Origin of the sequence: Sinorhizobium sp. NFACC03 (genome assembly GCF_900103435.1) — a bacterium.
Lineage (GTDB): Bacteria > Pseudomonadota > Alphaproteobacteria > Rhizobiales > Rhizobiaceae > Ensifer.
On the sequence record NZ_FMXF01000059.1, the window covers coordinates 1 to 17,518 of the forward strand.

A 17,518-nucleotide genomic window follows, 5' to 3' on the forward strand; every position below is an offset into this window, starting at 1 on the left:
ATCGCTGCGGTCAGCGACGTCTTGCCATGGTCAACGTGGCCAATCGTGCCAATGTTAACGTGCGGCTTGTTGCGCTCAAATTTGCTCTTTGCCATTTCCGGCTCTCCGTTTTCTATCCCCTACCGGGGAAAACTCTTAACTTCTGTCAGCGAAAGGGTATTCCGGTCACTTCTGACCGGAATACTTCGCCTGGATTTCCTGTGCGACGTTCGACGGAACCGGCGCGTAGTGATCGAAGGTCATCGTGTACTGTGCGCGACCCTGAGACATCGAACGCAGGTTGTCGACGTACTTGAACATGTTCGCGAGCGGCACGTTTGCGGCGATGACGACAGCAACGCCACGCGATTCCTGGCCCTGGATCTGGCCACGACGAGAATTCAGGTCGCCGATAACGTCACCGACATAGTCTTCCGGCGTTACGACTTCGACCTTCATCATCGGCTCGAGAAGCTGTGCGCCAGCCTTCTTGGCCGCTTCACGGAAGCAAGCACGCGATGCGATTTCGAAGGCCAGAACCGACGAGTCGACGTCGTGGAATGCGCCGTCGATGAGCGTCGCCTTGACGCCCAGCATCGGGAAGCCAGCGAGCGGACCCGAAGACAGAACGCTTTCGATACCCTTCTGAACGCCCGGGATGTATTCCTTCGGAACAGCACCGCCGACGATCTTGGACTCGAACTTGAAGTCTTCGCCTTCCGGGTTCGGTTCGAAGACGATCTTGACGCGCGCGAACTGACCGGTACCACCGGACTGCTTCTTGTGCGTGTAGTCTTCTTCGTGCTGGCGCGTGATGGTTTCGCGGTAAGCAACCTGCGGCGCGCCGACGTTTGCTTCAACCTTGAACTCGCGACGCATGCGGTCGACGATGATGTCGAGGTGAAGTTCGCCCATGCCGGCGATGATCGTCTGACCGGATTCCTGGTCAGTCTTGACGCGGAAGGACGGGTCTTCGGCAGCCAGACGGTTGAGCGCGAGGCCCATCTTTTCCTGGTCGCCCTTGGACTTCGGCTCGATCGCGATCTGGATAACCGGCTCGGGGAACTCCATGCGCTCGAGGATAACCGGCTTCAGCGGGTCGCAGAGCGTGTCACCCGTCGTGGTTTCCTTGAGACCAGCCAGAGCAACGATGTCGCCAGCAAATGCTTCTTCGATGTCTTCACGGCTGTTGGAGTGCATCTGCAGCATGCGGCCGACGCGCTCGCGCTTGTCCTTGACCGTGTTCATGACCGACGAGCCCTTTTCGAGCTTGCCCGAGTAGATGCGCGCAAAGGTCAGCGAACCGACGAAGGGGTCGTTCATGATCTTGAACGCGAGCATCGAAAGCGGCTCGGCATCATCAGCGTGACGCTCGATCTCTGCTTCGGTCTTGGCGTCGATACCCTTGATCGCCGGAATGTCGAGCGGCGACGGCAGGTAGTCAACGACGGCGTCGAGAAGCGGCTGAACGCCCTTGTTCTTGAACGCGGTACCGCAGAACATCGGGTGGAACTTCACGTCGATGGTGCCGCGGCGAACGAGTTCGCGGATCTTGTCATTCGAGGGCATGTTGCCTTCGAGATAGGCTTCCATCGCAGCTTCGTCGATCTCGACAACGGTCTCGATCAGCTTTTCGCGATATTCTTCGGCCTTGTCCTTCAGGTCGTCCGGGATTTCGACAACGTCCCACTGAGCGCCGAGGGACTCGTCGCGCCAGACGAGAGCATTCATCTCGATCAGATCGATAACGCCCTTGAATTCGGTTTCAGCACCGATCGGCAGCTGCATGACGACAGCCGTTGCACCGAGACGGGTCTTGATCATCTCGACCGAGCGGTAGAAGTCGGCGCCGGTCTTGTCCATCTTGTTGCAGAAGATCATGCGCGGAACATTGTACTTCTCAGCCTGACGCCAGACGGTTTCCGTCTGCGGCTCAACACCGGCGTTGGCGTCGAGAAGCGCAATAGCACCGTCGAGAACGCGCAGCGAACGCTCGACTTCGATGGTGAAGTCAACGTGGCCGGGGGTGTCGATGATGTTAAAGCGGCGGGTCTTGCCGTCACGGCCCTTCCAGAAGGTGGTCGTGGCAGCAGAGGTGATGGTGATGCCGCGTTCCTGCTCCTGCTCCATCCAGTCCATGGTCGCAGCGCCGTCGTGGACTTCGCCGATCTTGTGGGACTTGCCGGTGTAGTACAGGATGCGCTCAGTCGTCGTGGTCTTGCCAGCGTCGATGTGCGCCATAATACCGAAATTGCGGTAGTCTTCGATTTTGTATTCGCGTGCCATAGTGGACTGCCTCTTGAGACGTTCGCGCCAGAATTACCAGCGATAATGCGAGAACGCACGGTTGGCATCAGCCATCTTGTGCGTGTCTTCGCGCTTCTTCACGGCGCTACCACGGTTGTTCGCTGCGTCCATGAGTTCGCCGCACAGGCGATCAACCATGGTCGTTTCGTTACGCTTGCGTGCGGCCGCAATCAGCCAACGGATGGCGAGGGCCTGGCGACGCTCCGGACGAACATCGACCGGAACCTGGTAAGTTGCACCACCGACGCGGCGCGAACGCACTTCAACGTGCGGCGCGATGTTGTCGAGCGCAGAGTGGAATACGGTGATCGGCTCTTGCTTCAGCTTGACCTGAACCGCATCGAACGCGCCGTAGACAATGCTTTCCGCAACAGACTTCTTGCCGTGCAGCATGATGGCGTTCATGAACTTCGTGACAACCAGATCACCGAACTTCGGATCCGGATTGATCTCGCGCTTTTCTGCTTTATGACGTCGGGACATACTTCTCGTCTCTTCAAACTGTTTCAGCGCTTTACCACGCGGAGGACCTCGCGCAGCGCCGGGATTTTCAAAACCGAATTACTTCGGACGCTTTGCACCGTACTTCGAACGACGCTGCTTGCGGTTCTTGACGCCCTGCGTATCGAGAACACCACGGATGATGTGGTAACGAACGCCCGGAAGGTCCTTAACGCGGCCGCCGCGGATCATGACAACCGAGTGCTCCTGAAGGTTGTGACCTTCACCCGGAATGTAGCCGATGACTTCGAAGCCGTTCGTCAGACGAATCTTGGCAACCTTGCGGAGAGCCGAGTTCGGCTTCTTCGGGGTCGTCGTGTAAACGCGGGTGCAAACGCCACGCTTCTGCGGGTTTTCCTGCAGAGCAGGAACCTTATTGCGCTTTACCTGTGCCTGACGAGGCTTGCGGATCAGCTGGTTTACGGTAGGCATATACCCATCCCTTGCAAAATCTTATCACGTTACCCTTGCGGGCGGATCGTTGCCGTCGCCGGCAGTTTCGAACGCCTCATGAAATGCGCAAAACAGGGGCCGATCCGCCTTTCCGCAGATGGCCCCAAATAAAGCAGAGGACGCACTATCGTGCGCGTCTTGCGTGCAGCATTGTAGTCGTCGGCGTGCGTTTCGAACCTTGTTTGAGGCGAACTCCAGAACGCGACGTTCCGAACCAGCCAGCCTCACATGGGCTCCGATGCGGCGGGGTGTACTGATTTCAAGGCCAACAGTCAAGGGCAATTAAGAAATATTCTATCGCGCGCAGGCCTGACATGCCTGCAAAACAAGGCTTTTGCACATGGTTTCGAACCTCATGCCCGCCTCTTTGGCCCTTCGACAGGCGGAGTGTCGGATAGGGTTGAGGAATCGGCAACCACTTTGTGGGGGTTTTCCACCATCTTCGAGTCGGTCGCTGCAGAAGCATTCGAGGCGCGATGCATTTCCATCGCGCTGGACAAAAAAGGGCGCTAAGGTCGCGCCAGCCAATCGAAAGGAAACAATATGGCCGTCACCCCAGACAACGACAATGCCCCGGACGAACCGATGGTGTTCATCATCATCGGCAAGGCCTATGAGACCGACGGCGACGAAGACGGCGTGGACATTCACGTGATGCTCAAGGCGCCTGACGACGATACCGCTGTTCGCGAAGCACTGAACGCCCTTGCCGAAGAGGGTTTTCTCGAGGCTGATCTGGACCAGATCGGCACACTGACCGAGATCCCGAGCGACGAACCCCACGCCTCCGCCTATCAGGGCGCACTCGAAGGCGAAGTGGCGATCATCCGCTTTAGCTAATCTTTGCAATCAAGCGACCTTCGCCCTCGCCGTTGCCGCGTGGGGCGACCGCCCAAAAGAAGAAGCCGCCGAGATCGCTCTCGGCGGCTTCTTCTTTGTGTGGGTCAGAGGGCGGAATAACCCGCCCTCCCCGCTTATTCGGCTGCAGCGTTCTCGTTGGCGAGATCGGCAAGCATTGGCGTTGCTGCCTCGGCGCCCGTGCCGCGACGACGTTCTTCCAGGATCATTTCGTCGCGCGCGGTTGCGATGCGGCGGATCTGGGTCATCGTGCCACCGGTACCGGCCGGGATCAGACGGCCGACAATGACGTTTTCCTTCAGGCCCTGCAGGCCGTCCGTCTTGCCAGCGATCGCCGCTTCGGTCAGGACCTTGGTGGTTTCCTGGAACGAAGCCGCCGAGATGAAGGACGGTGTCTGCAGCGACGCCTTGGTGATGCCGAGCAGGACCGGATCGCCGTATGCCGGCTTCTTGCCCTGTTCGATCAGGCCGTCGTTGACGTCTTCGAGCTCGATCCGGTCGACATTGTCACCGACGATGTAGGTCGAGTCGCCGGCATCGGTGATTTCCACCTTCTGCAGCATCTGGCGAACGATGACTTCGATGTGCTTGTCGTTGATGACAACGCCCTGCAGTCGGTAGACTTCCTGGATTTCGTTGACCAGGTAGGAAGCAAGTGCTTCCACGCCCTTGATCGCCAGGATGTCGTGCGGCGCCGGGTTGCCGTCGAGGATGTAGTCGCCCTTTTCGATGTAGTCGCCATCCTGAAGATGGAAGGGCTTGCCCTTCGGGATCAGGTACTCGACCGGCTCGACACCGTCTTCCGCCGGCTCGATCAGAACGCGACGCTTGTTCTTGTAGTCGCGGCCGAAGCGAACGGTGCCATCGATCTCAGCGATGATGGCGTGATCCTTCGGACGACGGGCTTCGAACAGTTCGGCAACACGCGGCAGACCACCGGTGATGTCCTTGGTCTTGGCGCTTTCGAGCGGCGAACGAGCGAGAACGTCACCCTGGCTGACCTTCTGGCCGGGTTCGACCGAGAGGATCGCGTCGACCGAGAGCAAGAAGCGGGCTTCGCCGCCGCGCGACAGCTTGGCAACTGCGCCGTTCTTGTCCTTGATGACGATCGCCGGCTTGAGGTCCGTACCACGCGGGGTCGAACGCCAGTCGATAACCTGGCGCTTGGTGATACCGGTCGACTCGTCGGTCGCTTCGAGCACCGAGATGCCGTCGACGACGTCTTCGAAGTGAACGGTACCTTCTACTTCCGTCATCATCGGACGGGTGTAGGGGTCCCACTCGGCGAGACGCTGGCCGCGCTTCACCTTGTCGCCATCGTCGACGAGGATCTTCGAACCATAGGCAACACGCTGCGACGAACGCTCGACGCCACGCTCGTCCAAGATCTGGACCGCCATGTTACGGCCCATCGCGACGAGAACGCCGTCCGAGTTGCGCAGCATGTTGCGGTTCTTGATCTGGACCGTACCTTCGTAGGACGCTTCCAGGAACGACTGGTCGACCACGGTCGCCGTACCACCCAGGTGGAAGGTACGCATGGTGAGCTGGGTGCCCGGTTCACCGATCGACTGTGCAGCGATAACGCCAACCGCTTCGCCCATGTTGACCGGCGTACCACGAGCCAGGTCGCGGCCGTAGCAGACGCCGCAAACGCCCGTCTGGATTTCGCAGGTCAGCGCCGAACGGATGCGGATCGACTGGATACCAGCCTTCTCGATCTCGATGACGTCGGGTTCCAGGATCATCCGGCCGGCATCGACGATGCGAGCGCCCGTGACCGGGTGATCGATGTCGTCCAGAGCCGTACGGCCAAGAATACGAGCGCCAAGCGAGGCCACAACCTGACCGGCGTCGACGATCGCCGTCATTGTGAGACCGTTTTCGGTGCCGCAATCGACGGAGTTGACGATGCAATCCTGCGCGACGTCGACGAGACGACGGGTCAGGTAACCGGAGTTCGCAGTCTTCAAGGCGGTGTCGGCCAGACCCTTACGGGCACCGTGGGTCGAGTTGAAGTACTCGTTAACGGTGAGGCCTTCCTTGAAGTTCGAGATGATCGGCGTCTCGATGATTTCACCCGACGGCTTGGCCATCAGGCCGCGCATGCCGCCCAGCTGACGCATCTGGTTCGGAGAACCACGGGCGCCGGAGTGCGACATCATGTAGATCGAGTTCATCGGCTTCTGACGACCGTTTTCGTCAAATTCCACCGCCTTAATGCGGGCCATCATTTCGTCGGCGACCTTTTCGGTCGCCTTGCCCCAGGCGTCGACAACCTTGTTGTACTTTTCGCCCTGGGTGATGAGGCCGTCATTGTACTGCTGCTCGTATTCCTTCACGAGCGCTTCAGTGTCGCCGACGATCTTCACCTTGGTGTCCGGAATGACCATGTCGTCCTTGCCGAACGAAATGCCGGCGCGGCAGGCATGGGCAAAGCCAAGCTGCATGATGCGGTCGCAGAAGATGACCGTGTCCTTCTGGCCGCAGTGACGGTAGACCGCGTCGATCATCTTGGAGATGTTCTTCTTGGTCATTTCCTGGTTGCAGATGTCGAACGGCACGTTGACGTTGCGCGGCAGCAGCTCGCCGATGATCATGCGGCCAGGCGTCGTTTCGTAGATCTTCGAAACCGGGTTGCCCTCGGCATCGACGGTCTTGAAGCGGCCACGGATCTTGGCATGCAGGGTCACGGCCTTGGTTTCGAGTGCGTGATGCAACTCGCCCATGTCCGAAAACGCCATGCCTTCGCCCGGCTCGTTCTGGTTCAGGATCGACAAGTAGTAGAGACCGAGAACCATGTCCTGCGACGGAACGATGATCGGCGCGCCGTTTGCCGGGTGCAGAATGTTGTTCGTCGACATCATCAGCACGCGTGCTTCGAGCTGGGCTTCGAGCGACAGCGGCACGTGAACGGCCATCTGGTCACCGTCGAAGTCGGCGTTGAAGGCCGTGCAGACGAGCGGATGCAGCTGGATCGCCTTGCCTTCGACCAGGGTCGGTTCGAAGGCCTGGATGCCCAGGCGGTGCAGCGTCGGCGCGCGGTTCAAGAGAACCGGATGCTCGCGGATGACCTCGTCGAGGATATCCCAGACTTCCGGCTTTTCCTTTTCAACGAGCTTCTTGGCCTGCTTGACGGTCGAGGAGTAACCCTTGGCGTCGAGGCGGGCGTAGATGAACGGCTTGAACAACTCGAGCGCCATCTTCTTCGGAAGACCGCACTGGTGCAGCTTCAGTTCCGGACCGGTCACGATAACCGAGCGGCCGGAATAGTCGACGCGCTTGCCGAGCAAGTTCTGACGGAAGCGGCCCTGCTTGCCCTTGAGCATGTCGGACAACGACTTCAGCGGACGCTTGTTGGCACCGGTGATGACGCGGCCACGACGGCCGTTATCGAACAGCGCGTCCACAGATTCCTGCAGCATGCGCTTTTCGTTGCGGATGATAATGCCCGGAGCACGCAGTTCGATCAGGCGCTTGAGACGGTTGTTACGGTTGATCACGCGGCGGTAGAGATCGTTCAGATCCGACGTCGCGAAACGGCCACCGTCGAGCGGGACGAGCGGGCGCAGATCCGGCGGGATCACCGGAACGACCTTCATGATCATCCATTCCGGACGATTGCCGGAATCCATGAAGTTCTCGACGATCTTCAGCCGCTTCATCAGCTTCTTCTGCTTCAGATCCGAGGTCGTCTCAGCGAGCTCGGCGCGCAGGTCACCAGCGATCTTCTCCAGATTCATCGAAGCGAGCATTTCATAGATCGCTTCAGCGCCGATCATGGCGGTGAACTGATCTTCGCCGAACTCATCGACGGCGAGCATGTAGTCTTCTTCGCTGAGGAGCTGGTTTTCCTTCAGCGACGTCAGACCCGGCTCGGTCACGATGTAGTTTTCGAAGTACAGAACGCGTTCGACATCCTTCAGCGTCATGTCGAGCAGCGTCGAAATGCGTGAAGGCAACGACTTCAGGAACCAGATGTGGGCGACGGGAGCGGCGAGCTCGATGTGGCCCATGCGCTCACGGCGAACGCGCGACAGCGTGACTTCGACGCCGCACTTTTCGCAGATGATGCCCTTGTACTTCATGCGCTTGTACTTGCCGCACAGGCACTCGTAGTCCTTGATCGGGCCAAAGATGCGCGCGCAGAACAGACCGTCGCGTTCCGGCTTGAACGTACGGTAGTTGATCGTCTCCGGCTTCTTGATCTCACCGTAAGACCAGGAAAGAATCTTCTCCGGCGAGGCGATCGAAATCCGGATGGAATCGAAGGTCTGTGCAGGCACCTGCGGATTGAAAAGATTCATGACCTCTTGGTTCATGCCTGTCTCCTTTACGGGCTTTACGCCCTGAGCTTGGCGAGGGTGCCGACAAATCCCGGGCGCCGGCCCCTGCCCCTTAAACAGCTAAAACCGCATTGGCTGCGGCTCTGTTCCTGCCGAAAACGTCAGCGTCTTCAGGCGGAAACGGTGCGCGCCGCATCGCGGCACGCACCTTGGGTCTCTTTACTCGGCTGCGTCCGGCAACTGTGCCGCGCCAGCCTCGTCGACCTTCGAGTTTTCGAGCTCGACCGAAAGGCCCAGCGAGCGCATTTCCTTGACGAGAACGTTGAAGCTCTCCGGAATGCCCGCTTCGAAGGTATCGTCGCCACGGACGATCGCTTCGTAGACCTTGGTACGACCGGCAACGTCGTCCGACTTGACCGTCAGCATTTCCTGCAGGGTGTAGGCCGCGCCGTAAGCTTCCAGCGCCCAGACCTCCATTTCCCCGAAGCGCTGACCGCCGAACTGCGCCTTACCGCCCAGCGGCTGCTGGGTGACGAGCGAGTACGGACCGATCGAACGGGCGTGGATCTTGTCGTCGACCAAGTGGTTGAGCTTGAGCATGTAGATGTAGCCCACGGTCACCTGACGGTCGAACTGATCGCCGGTACGGCCATCGTAAAGCGTCGACTGACCGGTTACCTTCAGGCCCGCCTGCTCCAGCATCTCGTTGACGTCGGCTTCGACAGCACCGTCGAAGACCGGCGTCGCGATCGAAACGCCGCGACGGGTCTGCTCGGCCAGGCGCACGATCGACTCGTCGTCGTACTGCTTGATCGGCTCGCCCTTCGGGCCCGACCCGATGACGCTGTCGATGGTGTCGCGCAGCGGCTGGATGTCGGCGCCTGCCTTATAGGCATCGAGCATCGCGCCGATCTTCTTGCCCATGCCGGCGCAAGCCCAGCCGAGATGGGTTTCGAGGATCTGGCCGACGTTCATGCGCGACGGAACGCCGAGCGGGTTCAGAACGACGTCGACATGCGTGCCGTCTTCCAGGAACGGCATGTCTTCGATCGGCACGATACGCGACACGACACCCTTGTTGCCGTGACGGCCGGCCATCTTGTCGCCCGGCTGGATCTTGCGCTTCACAGCGACGAAGACCTTGACCATCTTCATGACGCCCGGAGGCATTTCGTCGCCGCGCTGGACCTTCTCGACCTTGTCCATGAAGCGCTGTTCAAGGCGCGACTTGGATTCGTCGTACTGGGCGCGCAGAGCTTCGATCTCGCCCTGAGCCTTTTCGTCTTCGACGGCGAACATCCACCACTGCGAGCGGGGGTATTCGCTGACGACGAGGTTCGAAAGCTCGGTGCCCTTCTTGAAGCCCTTCGGGCCGGCAACGGCCGTGTGGCCACGCAGCATGTCGACGAGACGTGCGTAGACGTTACGATCGAGGATCGCCTGTTCGTCGTCGCGGTCCTTGGCGAGGCGTTCGATTTCCTCGCGCTCGATCGCCATCGCGCGTTCGTCCTTCTCAACGCCGTGGCGGTTGAAGACGCGAACTTCGACGACGGTACCGAAGGTGCCCGGGGGCATGCGCATCGAGGTGTCGCGAACGTCGGAAGCCTTTTCACCGAAGATGGCGCGCAGAAGCTTTTCTTCCGGCGTCATCGGGCTTTCGCCCTTCGGCGTGATCTTGCCGACGAGGATGTCACCCGGCTGAACCTCAGCACCGATATAAACGATACCGGCTTCGTCGAGGTTACGCAGCGCTTCTTCCGAAACGTTCGGAATGTCGCGGGTGATTTCTTCCGGACCCAGCTTCGTGTCACGCGCCATCACTTCGAATTCTTCGATGTGGATGGAGGTGAACACGTCGTCGCGCACGATCCGCTCGGAGAGCAGGATCGAGTCTTCGTAGTTGTAGCCGTTCCACGGCATGAACGCGACGAGCGCGTTGCGGCCGAGCGCCAGGTCGCCGAGGTCGGTCGACGGACCGTCGGCGATGATGTCGCCCTTGTTCAGAACGTCACCGACGGTAACCAGCGGACGCTGGTTGACGCAGGTGTTCTGGTTCGAACGCTGGAACTTCTGCAGACGATAGATATCGACGCCCGACTTCGACGGATCGAGGTCTTCGGTGGCGCGGATAACGATACGGGTCGCGTCAACCTGGTCGACGACACCGCCACGACGGGCAGCGATTGCTGCGCCGGAGTCGCGGGCAACGACCGGCTCCATGCCGGTACCGACGAACGGCGCTTCGGCGCGCAGCAGCGGCACGGCCTGACGCTGCATGTTCGAGCCCATCAGTGCGCGGTTCGCGTCGTCGTTCTCAAGGAACGGGATGAGCGCGGCCGCGACCGAAACGAGCTGCTTCGGCGAAACGTCCATCAGGTTGATGTTGTCGCGCGGTGCCAGCATAACTTCGCCGGCATGACGGCAAACGACGAATTCTTCCGAGAACGAACCATCGCTCTCGAGAACCGAGTTGGCCTGGGCGACGTGATACTTCGCTTCTTCCATCGCCGAGAGATAGACGACGTCGTTCGTCACCTTGCCGTCAACGATCTTGCGGTACGGGCTTTCGATGAAGCCGTACTTGTTGACGCGGGCGAAGGTTGCGAGCGAGTTGATCAGACCGATGTTCGGGCCTTCCGGCGTTTCGATCGGGCAAATACGGCCGTAGTGCGTCGGGTGAACGTCGCGGACTTCAAAGCCGGCGCGCTCGCGTGTCAGACCACCCGGGCCAAGTGCCGAAAGACGGCGCTTGTGGGTGATTTCCGAAAGCGGGTTCACCTGGTCCATGAACTGCGACAGCTGCGAGGAGCCGAAGAATTCGCGGACGGCTGCGGCAGCCGGCTTGGCGTTGATCAGATCCTGCGGCATGACAGTGTCGATTTCAATCGACGACATACGTTCCTTGATCGCGCGCTCCATGCGGAGCAGACCAAGGCGGTACTGGTTTTCCATCAACTCGCCGACCGAACGAACACGGCGGTTGCCGAGGTTGTCGATGTCGTCGATTTCGCCCTTGCCGTCACGCAGTTCGACCAGCATCTTGACGACAGCCAGGATGTCTTCCTTGCGCAGGATGCGAACGGTGTCAGCGACTTCGAGGTCGAGGCGCATGTTCATCTTGACGCGGCCGACGGCCGAGAGATCGTAACGCTCGGCATCGAAGAACAGCGTGTTGAACATGGCTTCCGCGGAATCCATGGTCGGCGGTTCGCCCGGACGCATGACGCGGTAGATGTCGAACAGGGCGTCCTGACGGTTCTCGTTCTTGTCTACGGTCAGTGTGTTGCGGATGTAGGCGCCGACATTGATATGGTCGATGTCGAGAACCGGGATTTCGTCGAAGCCGGCCGACAGAATGACGGGAAGCGTCTTCTCGTCGATCTCGTCGCCTGCTTCGAGGTAGATTTCACCGGTTGCGAAGTTGACGACGTCTTCGGCAAGATAGTTGCCGTAGAGGTCATCATTGGTCGCCTTGAGCGCCTTCAGACCCTTGTCCTGCAACTGACGAAGCAGGCGCGGGGTCAGCTTCTTGCCAGCCTCGACAACGACTTCACCGGTGTCGGCGTCGACCATCTCGGTGATGGCCTTCTGACCCTTCAGGGCATCCGGCTGGAACGGCACGCGCCAGCCTTCGCCGTCGCGCTGGTAAAGCGACTTCGTGTAGAAGGTGTCGAGGATTTCCTCGCCGTCCATGCCGAGCGCCATCAGCAGCGACGACACCGGAATCTTGCGGCGGCGGTCGATACGGGCATGCACGATGTCCTTGGCGTCGAACTCGATGTCGAGCCAGGAACCGCGGTAAGGAATGACGCGTGCTGCGAAGAGCAGCTTGCCCGACGAATGGCTCTTGCCCTTGTCGTGGTCGAAGAACACGCCCGGCGACCGGTGCATCTGCGAAACGATAACGCGCTCGGTACCATTGACGATGAAGGTACCGTTGTCGGTCATGAGCGGCATGTCGCCCATGTAGACGTTCTGTTCCTTGATGTCCTTGATCGACTTCGCGCCGGTATCCTCGTCGATATCGAATACGATGAGGCGCAGCGTCACCTTGAGTGGCGCTGCGTAGGTCAGATCGCGCTGACGGCATTCCTCGACGTCGAACTTCGGCGGCTCGAATTCGTAGGACACGAACTCAAGCATCGATGCGCCCGAGAAATCCTTGATCGGGAAAACGGACTTGAAAACAGCTTGGAGCCCCTCGTCAGGGCGACCGCCCTTGGGCTCTTCAACCATCAGAAACTGGTCGTAGGATGCCTTCTGAACCTCGATAAGGTTCGGCATTTCTGCGACTTCTGGAATTTTACCAAAAAACTTGCGTACGCGCCTGCGACCGTTAAACGAAAGGGTCTGAGCCATCGTCGCTCCTTGTCAATCTTGCATCCGGGCCTGCAACGGACGGGAACCGATGGCCAGTCGACCCCGTCAATCAATGAGTAGTCCAATCTCGTCCAGCTAACGGAAAACGCTCAGCGCGGATTGCTGTGCTGCCTTCCGTTCGAGACCATCCTCTTGAAGAACCCATTACCCAAAAGCCGTTTTTCGACAGGCTTTTGGGTAATATGTTCCAAAAACGGTCAAAGAGAGGCGGCCGAAATGGCCACCTCCCCTTGCAAAATGCCGAATTACTTGACGTCAACCTTGGCGCCAGCGTCTTCGAGCTTCTTCTTGAGGTCAGCAGCTTCAGCCTTGGAAACTGCTTCCTTAACCGGCTTAGGAGCGCCTTCGACGAGGTCCTTGGCTTCCTTGAGGCCGAGACCGGTGATGGCGCGGACTTCCTTGATGACGTTGATCTTGTTGGCGCCAGCGTCAACGAGGATAACGTCAAATTCGGTCTTTTCTTCTTCAGCAGCAGCAGCAGCACCGCCGGCAGCGCCGCCAGCAACAGCAACAGCTACCGGAGCAGCAGCCGAAACGCCCCACTTCTCTTCGAGCAGCTTGGAAAGCTCAGCAGCTTCCAGAACGGTCAGCGAGGAGAGGTCTTCAACGATCTTTGCGAGATCAGCCATTTTACTTTTCCTTTTGTTCGGTTCGAACTGGTTTTAAATACAACAGCGAAAATCCGCCTTAGGCGGCTTCGTCCTTCTTGGCATAGGCCGAGAACACGCGAGCAAGCTGGCTTGCCGGTGCTGCAACAACCGTTGCGACGCGGGTTGCCGGGGCATTGAGAAGGCCCAGCAGCTTTGCGCGCAGCTCGTCGAGCGAAGGCAGGGTCGCGAGCGACTTGACTGCTTCGGCGTTGAGCGTGGTTGTGCCCATGGCGCCACCGAGAACAACGAGCTTGTCGTTGGTCTTGGCGAAATCCATGACGACCTTAGGAGCCGTGATCGGGTCTTCGCTGTATGCGATCAGCGTCTGACCCTTGAAGAGATTGCTCATCCCTTCCGACTCGGTGCCCTGAAGAGCGATCTTGGCCAGGCGGTTTTTCGCGACTTTGACGGTGCCGCCAGCAGCGCGCATCTTCGAACGGAAGTCGTTCATCTGCGCAACTGTGACACCAGCATAGTGGGCCACGACAACCGAACCGGAAGCCTTGAAGACTTCGTTCAGCTCCGTGACGAATTCGCGTTTTTCCGCTCTTTCCACTGTCTGTCTCCAGTAGGCAGGGTTGCAATACTGCAGCCCCGCCGGGGTTTGCCTTTGTCACCCGAGATCGAGCTCGATCCCACGTAACGCTTAAGGATCCTGTCCCTTGGCGTTCCCGGAAGAGCCGGGTCTGACACAAGGCAAGCGAGGTTCGAACCGAATTTCGACGCCTCCGGCGCCATTGCGAAATTCAGATCTTACCCGTCTCATGCAGGCCGAAGTGATTAAGGTAAAACCACCCGCAATCTCGGACAGGAGTTCCGGACTTGACGTCCGGAATTCCCGGCCCCGAAAGGCCGGGAATTTGGTACCGGGCCGAAGCCCGAAAACGATTAAGCGACGCTGAGCGTGGCCGGGTCGATCTTGAGGCCTGGGCCCATGGTCGACGAAATAGCGACGCGCTTGACGTAGTTGCCCTTGGCGCCGGTCGGCTTTGCCTTGATCACTGCGTCTGCGAAAGCACGGATGTTTTCTTCCAGTGCCTTGGCATCGAAGGATGCCTTGCCGATGCCGGCGTGAACGATACCGGCCTTTTCGACGCGGAACTCGACGGCGCCGCCCTTGGATGCCTTGACGGCACCAGCGACGTCCATCGTGACCGTGCCGACCTTCGGGTTCGGCATCATGCCACGCGGGCCGAGAACCTTACCGAGGCGACCGACGAGCGGCATCATGTCCGGGGTTGCGATGCAGCGATCGAAATCGATCTTGCCGCCCTGAACGATTTCGACGAGCTCTTCCGCGCCAACGACGTCAGCACCGGCAGCCTTGGCTTCGTCAGCCTTGGCGCCACGTGCGAAAACGGCGACGCGAACCGAGCGGCCGGTGCCGTTCGGCAGGTTGACGACGCCGCGGACCATCTGGTCGGCGTGGCGCGGGTCAACGCCGAGGTTCATCGCAACTTCGATGGTCTCGTCGAACTTGGCAGTTGCACGTTCCTTGACCATCGAAACGGCCTCGGTGAGGCCGTAGATCTTCGTCGGATCGACGCCCTCGCGGGACTTCTGTACACGCTTTGCAATCTTCGCCATGGTCTTAGCCTACCACTTCCAGGCCCATAGCGCGGGCAGAGCCCTCGATCATGGCCATTGCGCCTTCGATATCGGCAGCATTGAGATCCTTCATCTTGGCTTCGGCGATCGACTTGATCTGAGCCTTGGTGAGCTTGCCGGCCGAACCGCCCTTGCCGGGGGTCTTCGAACCGGACTGGATCTTTGCTTCCTTCTTCAGGAAGTAGCTGACCGGCGGCTGCTTCATGACGAAAGTGAAGGACTTGTCCTGGTAATAGGTGATGACGACCGGGATCGGCATACCCTTTTCCATTTCCTGCGTGGCGGCATTGAACGCCTTGCAGAATTCCATGATGTTAATGCCACGCTGACCGAGCGCAGGACCGATCGGCGGGGACGGATTGGCCGACCCAGCCTTCACCTGCAGCTTGAGCTGGCCTGCAACTTTCTTAGCCATTTCTCTCTGCCTTTCTGAAATCCCTTTGCGACGGATCGCACCGGGATCTGTTACGCCGGTTGCCCGGCTTGTTGCCGATCACGGGGATCAGCGGCTGCGGTTGCGTGGTACGGACGATCCGACCCGGCTAAGGTCGCTCCCCTTCCACGCGCATGCGGATTTCTCCGCCAGAACGGGTCGCAACCCGCCCTATCTCTTGAGATCTTCTCAGACCTTCTCGACCTGACCGTATTCCAGCTCGACCGGCGTCGCGCGACCGAAGATCGAAACCTCGACCTTGAGGCGCGAACGCTCTTCGTCGACGTCCTGAACGACGCCGTTGAACGAGGCGAACGGACCATCCGAAACGCGGACCTGCTCGCCGATCTCGAACGAAACCGACGGCTTCGGACGCTCGACGCCATCCTGGACCTGACCAAGGATGCGCTCAGCCTCATGGTCCGGAATCGGAACCGGCTTGCTGTCGGTACCGAGGAAACCCGTTACCTTCGGCGTATTCTTGATGAGATGGAAAGCCTCATCCGTCAGATTGGCGCGGACCAGAACGTAGCCCGGGAAGAACTTGCGCTCGGCGTCGACCTTGCGGCCACGACGCACTTCGACGACTTTCTCGGTCGGCACGAGAATCTTCTCGAACAAATGCTCGAGACCCTTCTGCTTGGCCTTTTCCTCGATCGATTCAGCGACCTTCTTTTCGAAGTTCGAATAGGCGTGAACAATATACCAGCGCGCAGCCATACTACCCTCCACCCAATCAAGCGCCAACGTTGAGGATGAGGCCGATCGCCCAACCCATCAACTGGTCCGCAGCAAAGAAGAAGGCAGCGGCAAAAAAGACCATGACAAAGACCATCAGCGTCGAGATCATCGTCTCGCGCCGAGAAGGCCAAGTCACTTTCGACGTCTCAGAGCGAACCTGCTGCAGAAACGTTACCGGATTCGTTTTGGATGCCATGTAATGCTCACGCCATTACGGCGCGTAAAGCCGATGATTCAGCCCCACGCACCGCGTGTCTGTTTGGACCCTACATAAAGACCGATTCTGAAAACCACAAGAGCCAATCAGTCTTTTTTGTGAATTTCGTCGACCGGGTCACCGGTCCTTAAGCTTTAGTTTGCCGACCTCTCAGCCTTTATGCAAGCGCGAGAGAAGTGGCAGGGGCAGAGGGGCTCGAACCCCCGACCTGCGGTTTTGGAGACCGCCGCTCTACCAACTGAGCTATACCCCTATTCAGCTGCGCCTTCGTCTAACGACGCGTCGCCGCCTCAAGTCAGCGGCTTAATATTCAGTTTGCCGGAGGATGACAAGCACCTTTCACCGAAGAAGCGAAAAAATCCTCATCGAATTGCAACAACCCCCTGCCCTGCCGCCTGCGGCGTCACGAACGGGCGCAAGTCATTGTGGAGCCTGCCGTAATTCCCGCGGCGCGCGAAGTAGAGAATCCGCTACCCTGCCGGCAATTGCCGGGAGCCGAATCATATGTCGCGCATCACGCTGGTCGAATACGATCCCTGCTGGCCATTGTTGTTTGAAGAGCGAGCCTCAGAGATCGCGAAGCTGCTTTCACCCTTCGTCCGCGAGGTCCATCACATTGGCAGTACCGCAGTGCCCGGATTGGCGGCGAAGCCGAAGATCGATATCGATGCGGTCATCGCGGATCTGAGAAGGCTGCCTGAACTGACTGCGCGCCTTCGCAGCACCGGCTACACCTTTCACGGCGATCCGCACGCAAGCGGCCTCTGGACCTTCACCACCGATACGCGCCCCTACGGCACGCCTCTTCTTCCGCGACCAGTTGCGTGAACGGCCGGACTATGCCGAGCGATATGAGACGCTGAAAAAGCGGCTTGCCACAGACGCCAATTGCGATTGGGATATCCACACCCACGGCAAGCGCGACTTTATCGACGAAGTCCTGGCAGCTCCTGCAATGAAAAAGGCCCCGCCGTTGCCAGCGGGGCCTCTCTACTGATCTGAAATCAGCAGATTACTCGACGATCGAGGCAACGATGCCTGCGCCGACGGTACGGCCACCTTCGCGGATCGCGAAGCGCAGCTTTTCTTCCATCGCGATCGGAAC

Annotated in this window: 16 protein-coding genes and 1 tRNA gene; 3 read left to right on the forward strand and 14 right to left on the reverse strand. The window is 59.3% G+C overall.

Annotated elements, in window-relative coordinates; translation table 11 throughout:
• The 4 genes from BLU35_RS35445 to rpsL form a co-directional block, all read right to left on the reverse strand.
• Positions 1-95, reverse strand: a 95-nt coding sequence (locus BLU35_RS35445) for a GTP-binding protein (RefSeq protein WP_018010120.1), incomplete at its 3' end; no start/stop codon positions are given.
• A 70-nt stretch (positions 96-165) separates the two neighbouring features.
• Positions 166-2,265 (reverse strand): elongation factor G, encoded by a 2,100-nt coding sequence (gene fusA, locus BLU35_RS33780; RefSeq protein WP_057252176.1) that lies wholly within the window; start codon positions 2,263-2,265, stop codon positions 166-168.
• Positions 2,266-2,298: 33 nt separating this feature from the next.
• Positions 2,299-2,769, reverse strand: coding sequence for a 30S ribosomal protein S7 (gene rpsG / locus BLU35_RS33785; protein ID WP_057252175.1), 471 nt, complete (start codon positions 2,767-2,769; stop codon positions 2,299-2,301).
• Positions 2,770-2,847: 78 nt separating this feature from the next.
• Positions 2,848-3,219: a 30S ribosomal protein S12 gene (gene rpsL, locus BLU35_RS33790; protein WP_003507760.1), complete on the reverse strand. Its 372-nt coding sequence runs from the start codon at positions 3,217-3,219 to the stop codon at positions 2,848-2,850.
• 564 nt (positions 3,220-3,783) lie between these two features.
• On the opposite strand from rpsL, the gene BLU35_RS33795 reads away from it, so the two are divergent.
• Positions 3,784-4,080 carry a hypothetical protein gene (locus BLU35_RS33795; RefSeq protein WP_057252174.1) on the forward strand — a complete coding sequence of 99 codons (297 nt, stop codon included), beginning with the start codon at positions 3,784-3,786 and terminating at the stop codon, positions 4,078-4,080.
• A 134-nt stretch (positions 4,081-4,214) separates the two neighbouring features.
• On the opposite strand, the gene rpoC is transcribed toward BLU35_RS33795, so the two are convergent.
• The 9 genes from rpoC to BLU35_RS33840 form a co-directional block, all read right to left on the reverse strand.
• Positions 4,215-8,420, reverse strand: a complete 4,206-nt coding sequence (rpoC, locus tag BLU35_RS33800; RefSeq protein ID WP_065376943.1) for a DNA-directed RNA polymerase subunit beta' — start codon at positions 8,418-8,420, stop codon at positions 4,215-4,217.
• 183 nt (positions 8,421-8,603) lie between these two features.
• Positions 8,604-12,743, reverse strand: a complete 4,140-nt coding sequence (gene rpoB / locus BLU35_RS33805; RefSeq protein ID WP_057252172.1) for a DNA-directed RNA polymerase subunit beta — start codon at positions 12,741-12,743, stop codon at positions 8,604-8,606.
• Positions 12,744-13,009: 266 nt separating this feature from the next.
• Positions 13,010-13,393: a 50S ribosomal protein L7/L12 gene (gene rplL / locus BLU35_RS33810; protein ID WP_057252171.1), complete on the reverse strand. Its 384-nt coding sequence runs from the start codon at positions 13,391-13,393 to the stop codon at positions 13,010-13,012.
• A gap of 58 nt (positions 13,394-13,451) precedes the next feature.
• Positions 13,452-13,970 (reverse strand): 50S ribosomal protein L10, encoded by a 519-nt coding sequence (rplJ, locus tag BLU35_RS33815; protein WP_057252170.1) that lies wholly within the window; start codon positions 13,968-13,970, stop codon positions 13,452-13,454.
• A gap of 332 nt (positions 13,971-14,302) precedes the next feature.
• Positions 14,303-15,001, reverse strand: a complete 699-nt coding sequence (rplA, locus tag BLU35_RS33820; RefSeq protein WP_057252169.1) for a 50S ribosomal protein L1 — start codon at positions 14,999-15,001, stop codon at positions 14,303-14,305.
• Positions 15,002-15,005: 4 nt separating this feature from the next.
• Complete coding sequence (gene rplK, locus BLU35_RS33825) at positions 15,006-15,437, reverse strand: 50S ribosomal protein L11 (RefSeq protein ID WP_043626293.1); 432 nt, start codon at positions 15,435-15,437, stop codon at positions 15,006-15,008.
• A gap of 207 nt (positions 15,438-15,644) precedes the next feature.
• Positions 15,645-16,175, reverse strand: coding sequence for a transcription termination/antitermination protein NusG (gene nusG, locus BLU35_RS33830; RefSeq protein WP_034795476.1), 531 nt, complete (start codon positions 16,173-16,175; stop codon positions 15,645-15,647).
• Positions 16,176-16,191: 16 nt separating this feature from the next.
• Positions 16,192-16,392: a preprotein translocase subunit SecE gene (secE, locus tag BLU35_RS33835; protein WP_034795473.1), complete on the reverse strand. Its 201-nt coding sequence runs from the start codon at positions 16,390-16,392 to the stop codon at positions 16,192-16,194.
• A 198-nt stretch (positions 16,393-16,590) separates the two neighbouring features.
• A tRNA-Trp gene (locus BLU35_RS33840) sits at positions 16,591-16,666 on the reverse strand.
• Between the two features lie 251 nt (positions 16,667-16,917).
• Between BLU35_RS33840 and BLU35_RS33845 the strand changes: the two genes are divergently transcribed.
• Both BLU35_RS33845 and BLU35_RS36530 read left to right on the forward strand, forming a co-directional pair.
• Positions 16,918-17,241, forward strand: coding sequence for a GrpB family protein (locus tag BLU35_RS33845; protein ID WP_286161726.1), 324 nt, complete (start codon positions 16,918-16,920; stop codon positions 17,239-17,241).
• Complete coding sequence (locus tag BLU35_RS36530) at positions 17,234-17,410, forward strand: GrpB family protein (protein ID WP_286161727.1); 177 nt, start codon at positions 17,234-17,236, stop codon at positions 17,408-17,410. Before BLU35_RS33845 ends, BLU35_RS36530 begins: the two co-directional genes overlap by 8 nt.
• A 15-nt stretch (positions 17,411-17,425) precedes the next feature.
• On the opposite strand, the gene BLU35_RS33850 is transcribed toward BLU35_RS36530, so the two are convergent.
• The coding region (locus tag BLU35_RS33850; RefSeq protein ID WP_018010126.1) for an EF-Tu C-terminal domain-related protein at positions 17,426-17,518 on the reverse strand (93 nt) is incomplete at its 5' end.

Bases quoted from the DNA above. Each gene is read 5' to 3' on its own strand.
- rplA (WP_057252169.1), bottom strand. From the start codon at position 15,001: ATGGCGAAGATTGCAAAGCGTGTACAGAAGTCCCGCGAGGGCGTCGAT.
- BLU35_RS33845 (WP_286161726.1), top strand. From the start codon at position 16,918: ATGTCGCGCATCACGCTGGTCGAATACGATCCCTGCTGGCCATTGTTG.
- BLU35_RS33795 (WP_057252174.1), top strand. From the start codon at position 3,784: ATGGCCGTCACCCCAGACAACGACAATGCCCCGGACGAACCGATGGTG.
- rpsL (WP_003507760.1), bottom strand. From the start codon at position 3,219: ATGCCTACCGTAAACCAGCTGATCCGCAAGCCTCGTCAGGCACAGGTA.
- nusG (WP_034795476.1), bottom strand. From the start codon at position 16,175: ATGGCTGCGCGCTGGTATATTGTTCACGCCTATTCGAACTTCGAAAAG.
- rplL (WP_057252171.1), bottom strand. From the start codon at position 13,393: ATGGCTGATCTCGCAAAGATCGTTGAAGACCTCTCCTCGCTGACCGTT.
- fusA (WP_057252176.1), bottom strand. From the start codon at position 2,265: ATGGCACGCGAATACAAAATCGAAGACTACCGCAATTTCGGTATTATG.
- rplK (WP_043626293.1), bottom strand. From the start codon at position 15,437: ATGGCTAAGAAAGTTGCAGGCCAGCTCAAGCTGCAGGTGAAGGCTGGG.
- rpoC (WP_065376943.1), bottom strand. From the start codon at position 8,420: ATGAACCAAGAGGTCATGAATCTTTTCAATCCGCAGGTGCCTGCACAG.
- rpoB (WP_057252172.1), bottom strand. From the start codon at position 12,743: ATGGCTCAGACCCTTTCGTTTAACGGTCGCAGGCGCGTACGCAAGTTT.
- secE (WP_034795473.1), bottom strand. From the start codon at position 16,392: ATGGCATCCAAAACGAATCCGGTAACGTTTCTGCAGCAGGTTCGCTCT.
- rpsG (WP_057252175.1), bottom strand. From the start codon at position 2,769: ATGTCCCGACGTCATAAAGCAGAAAAGCGCGAGATCAATCCGGATCCG.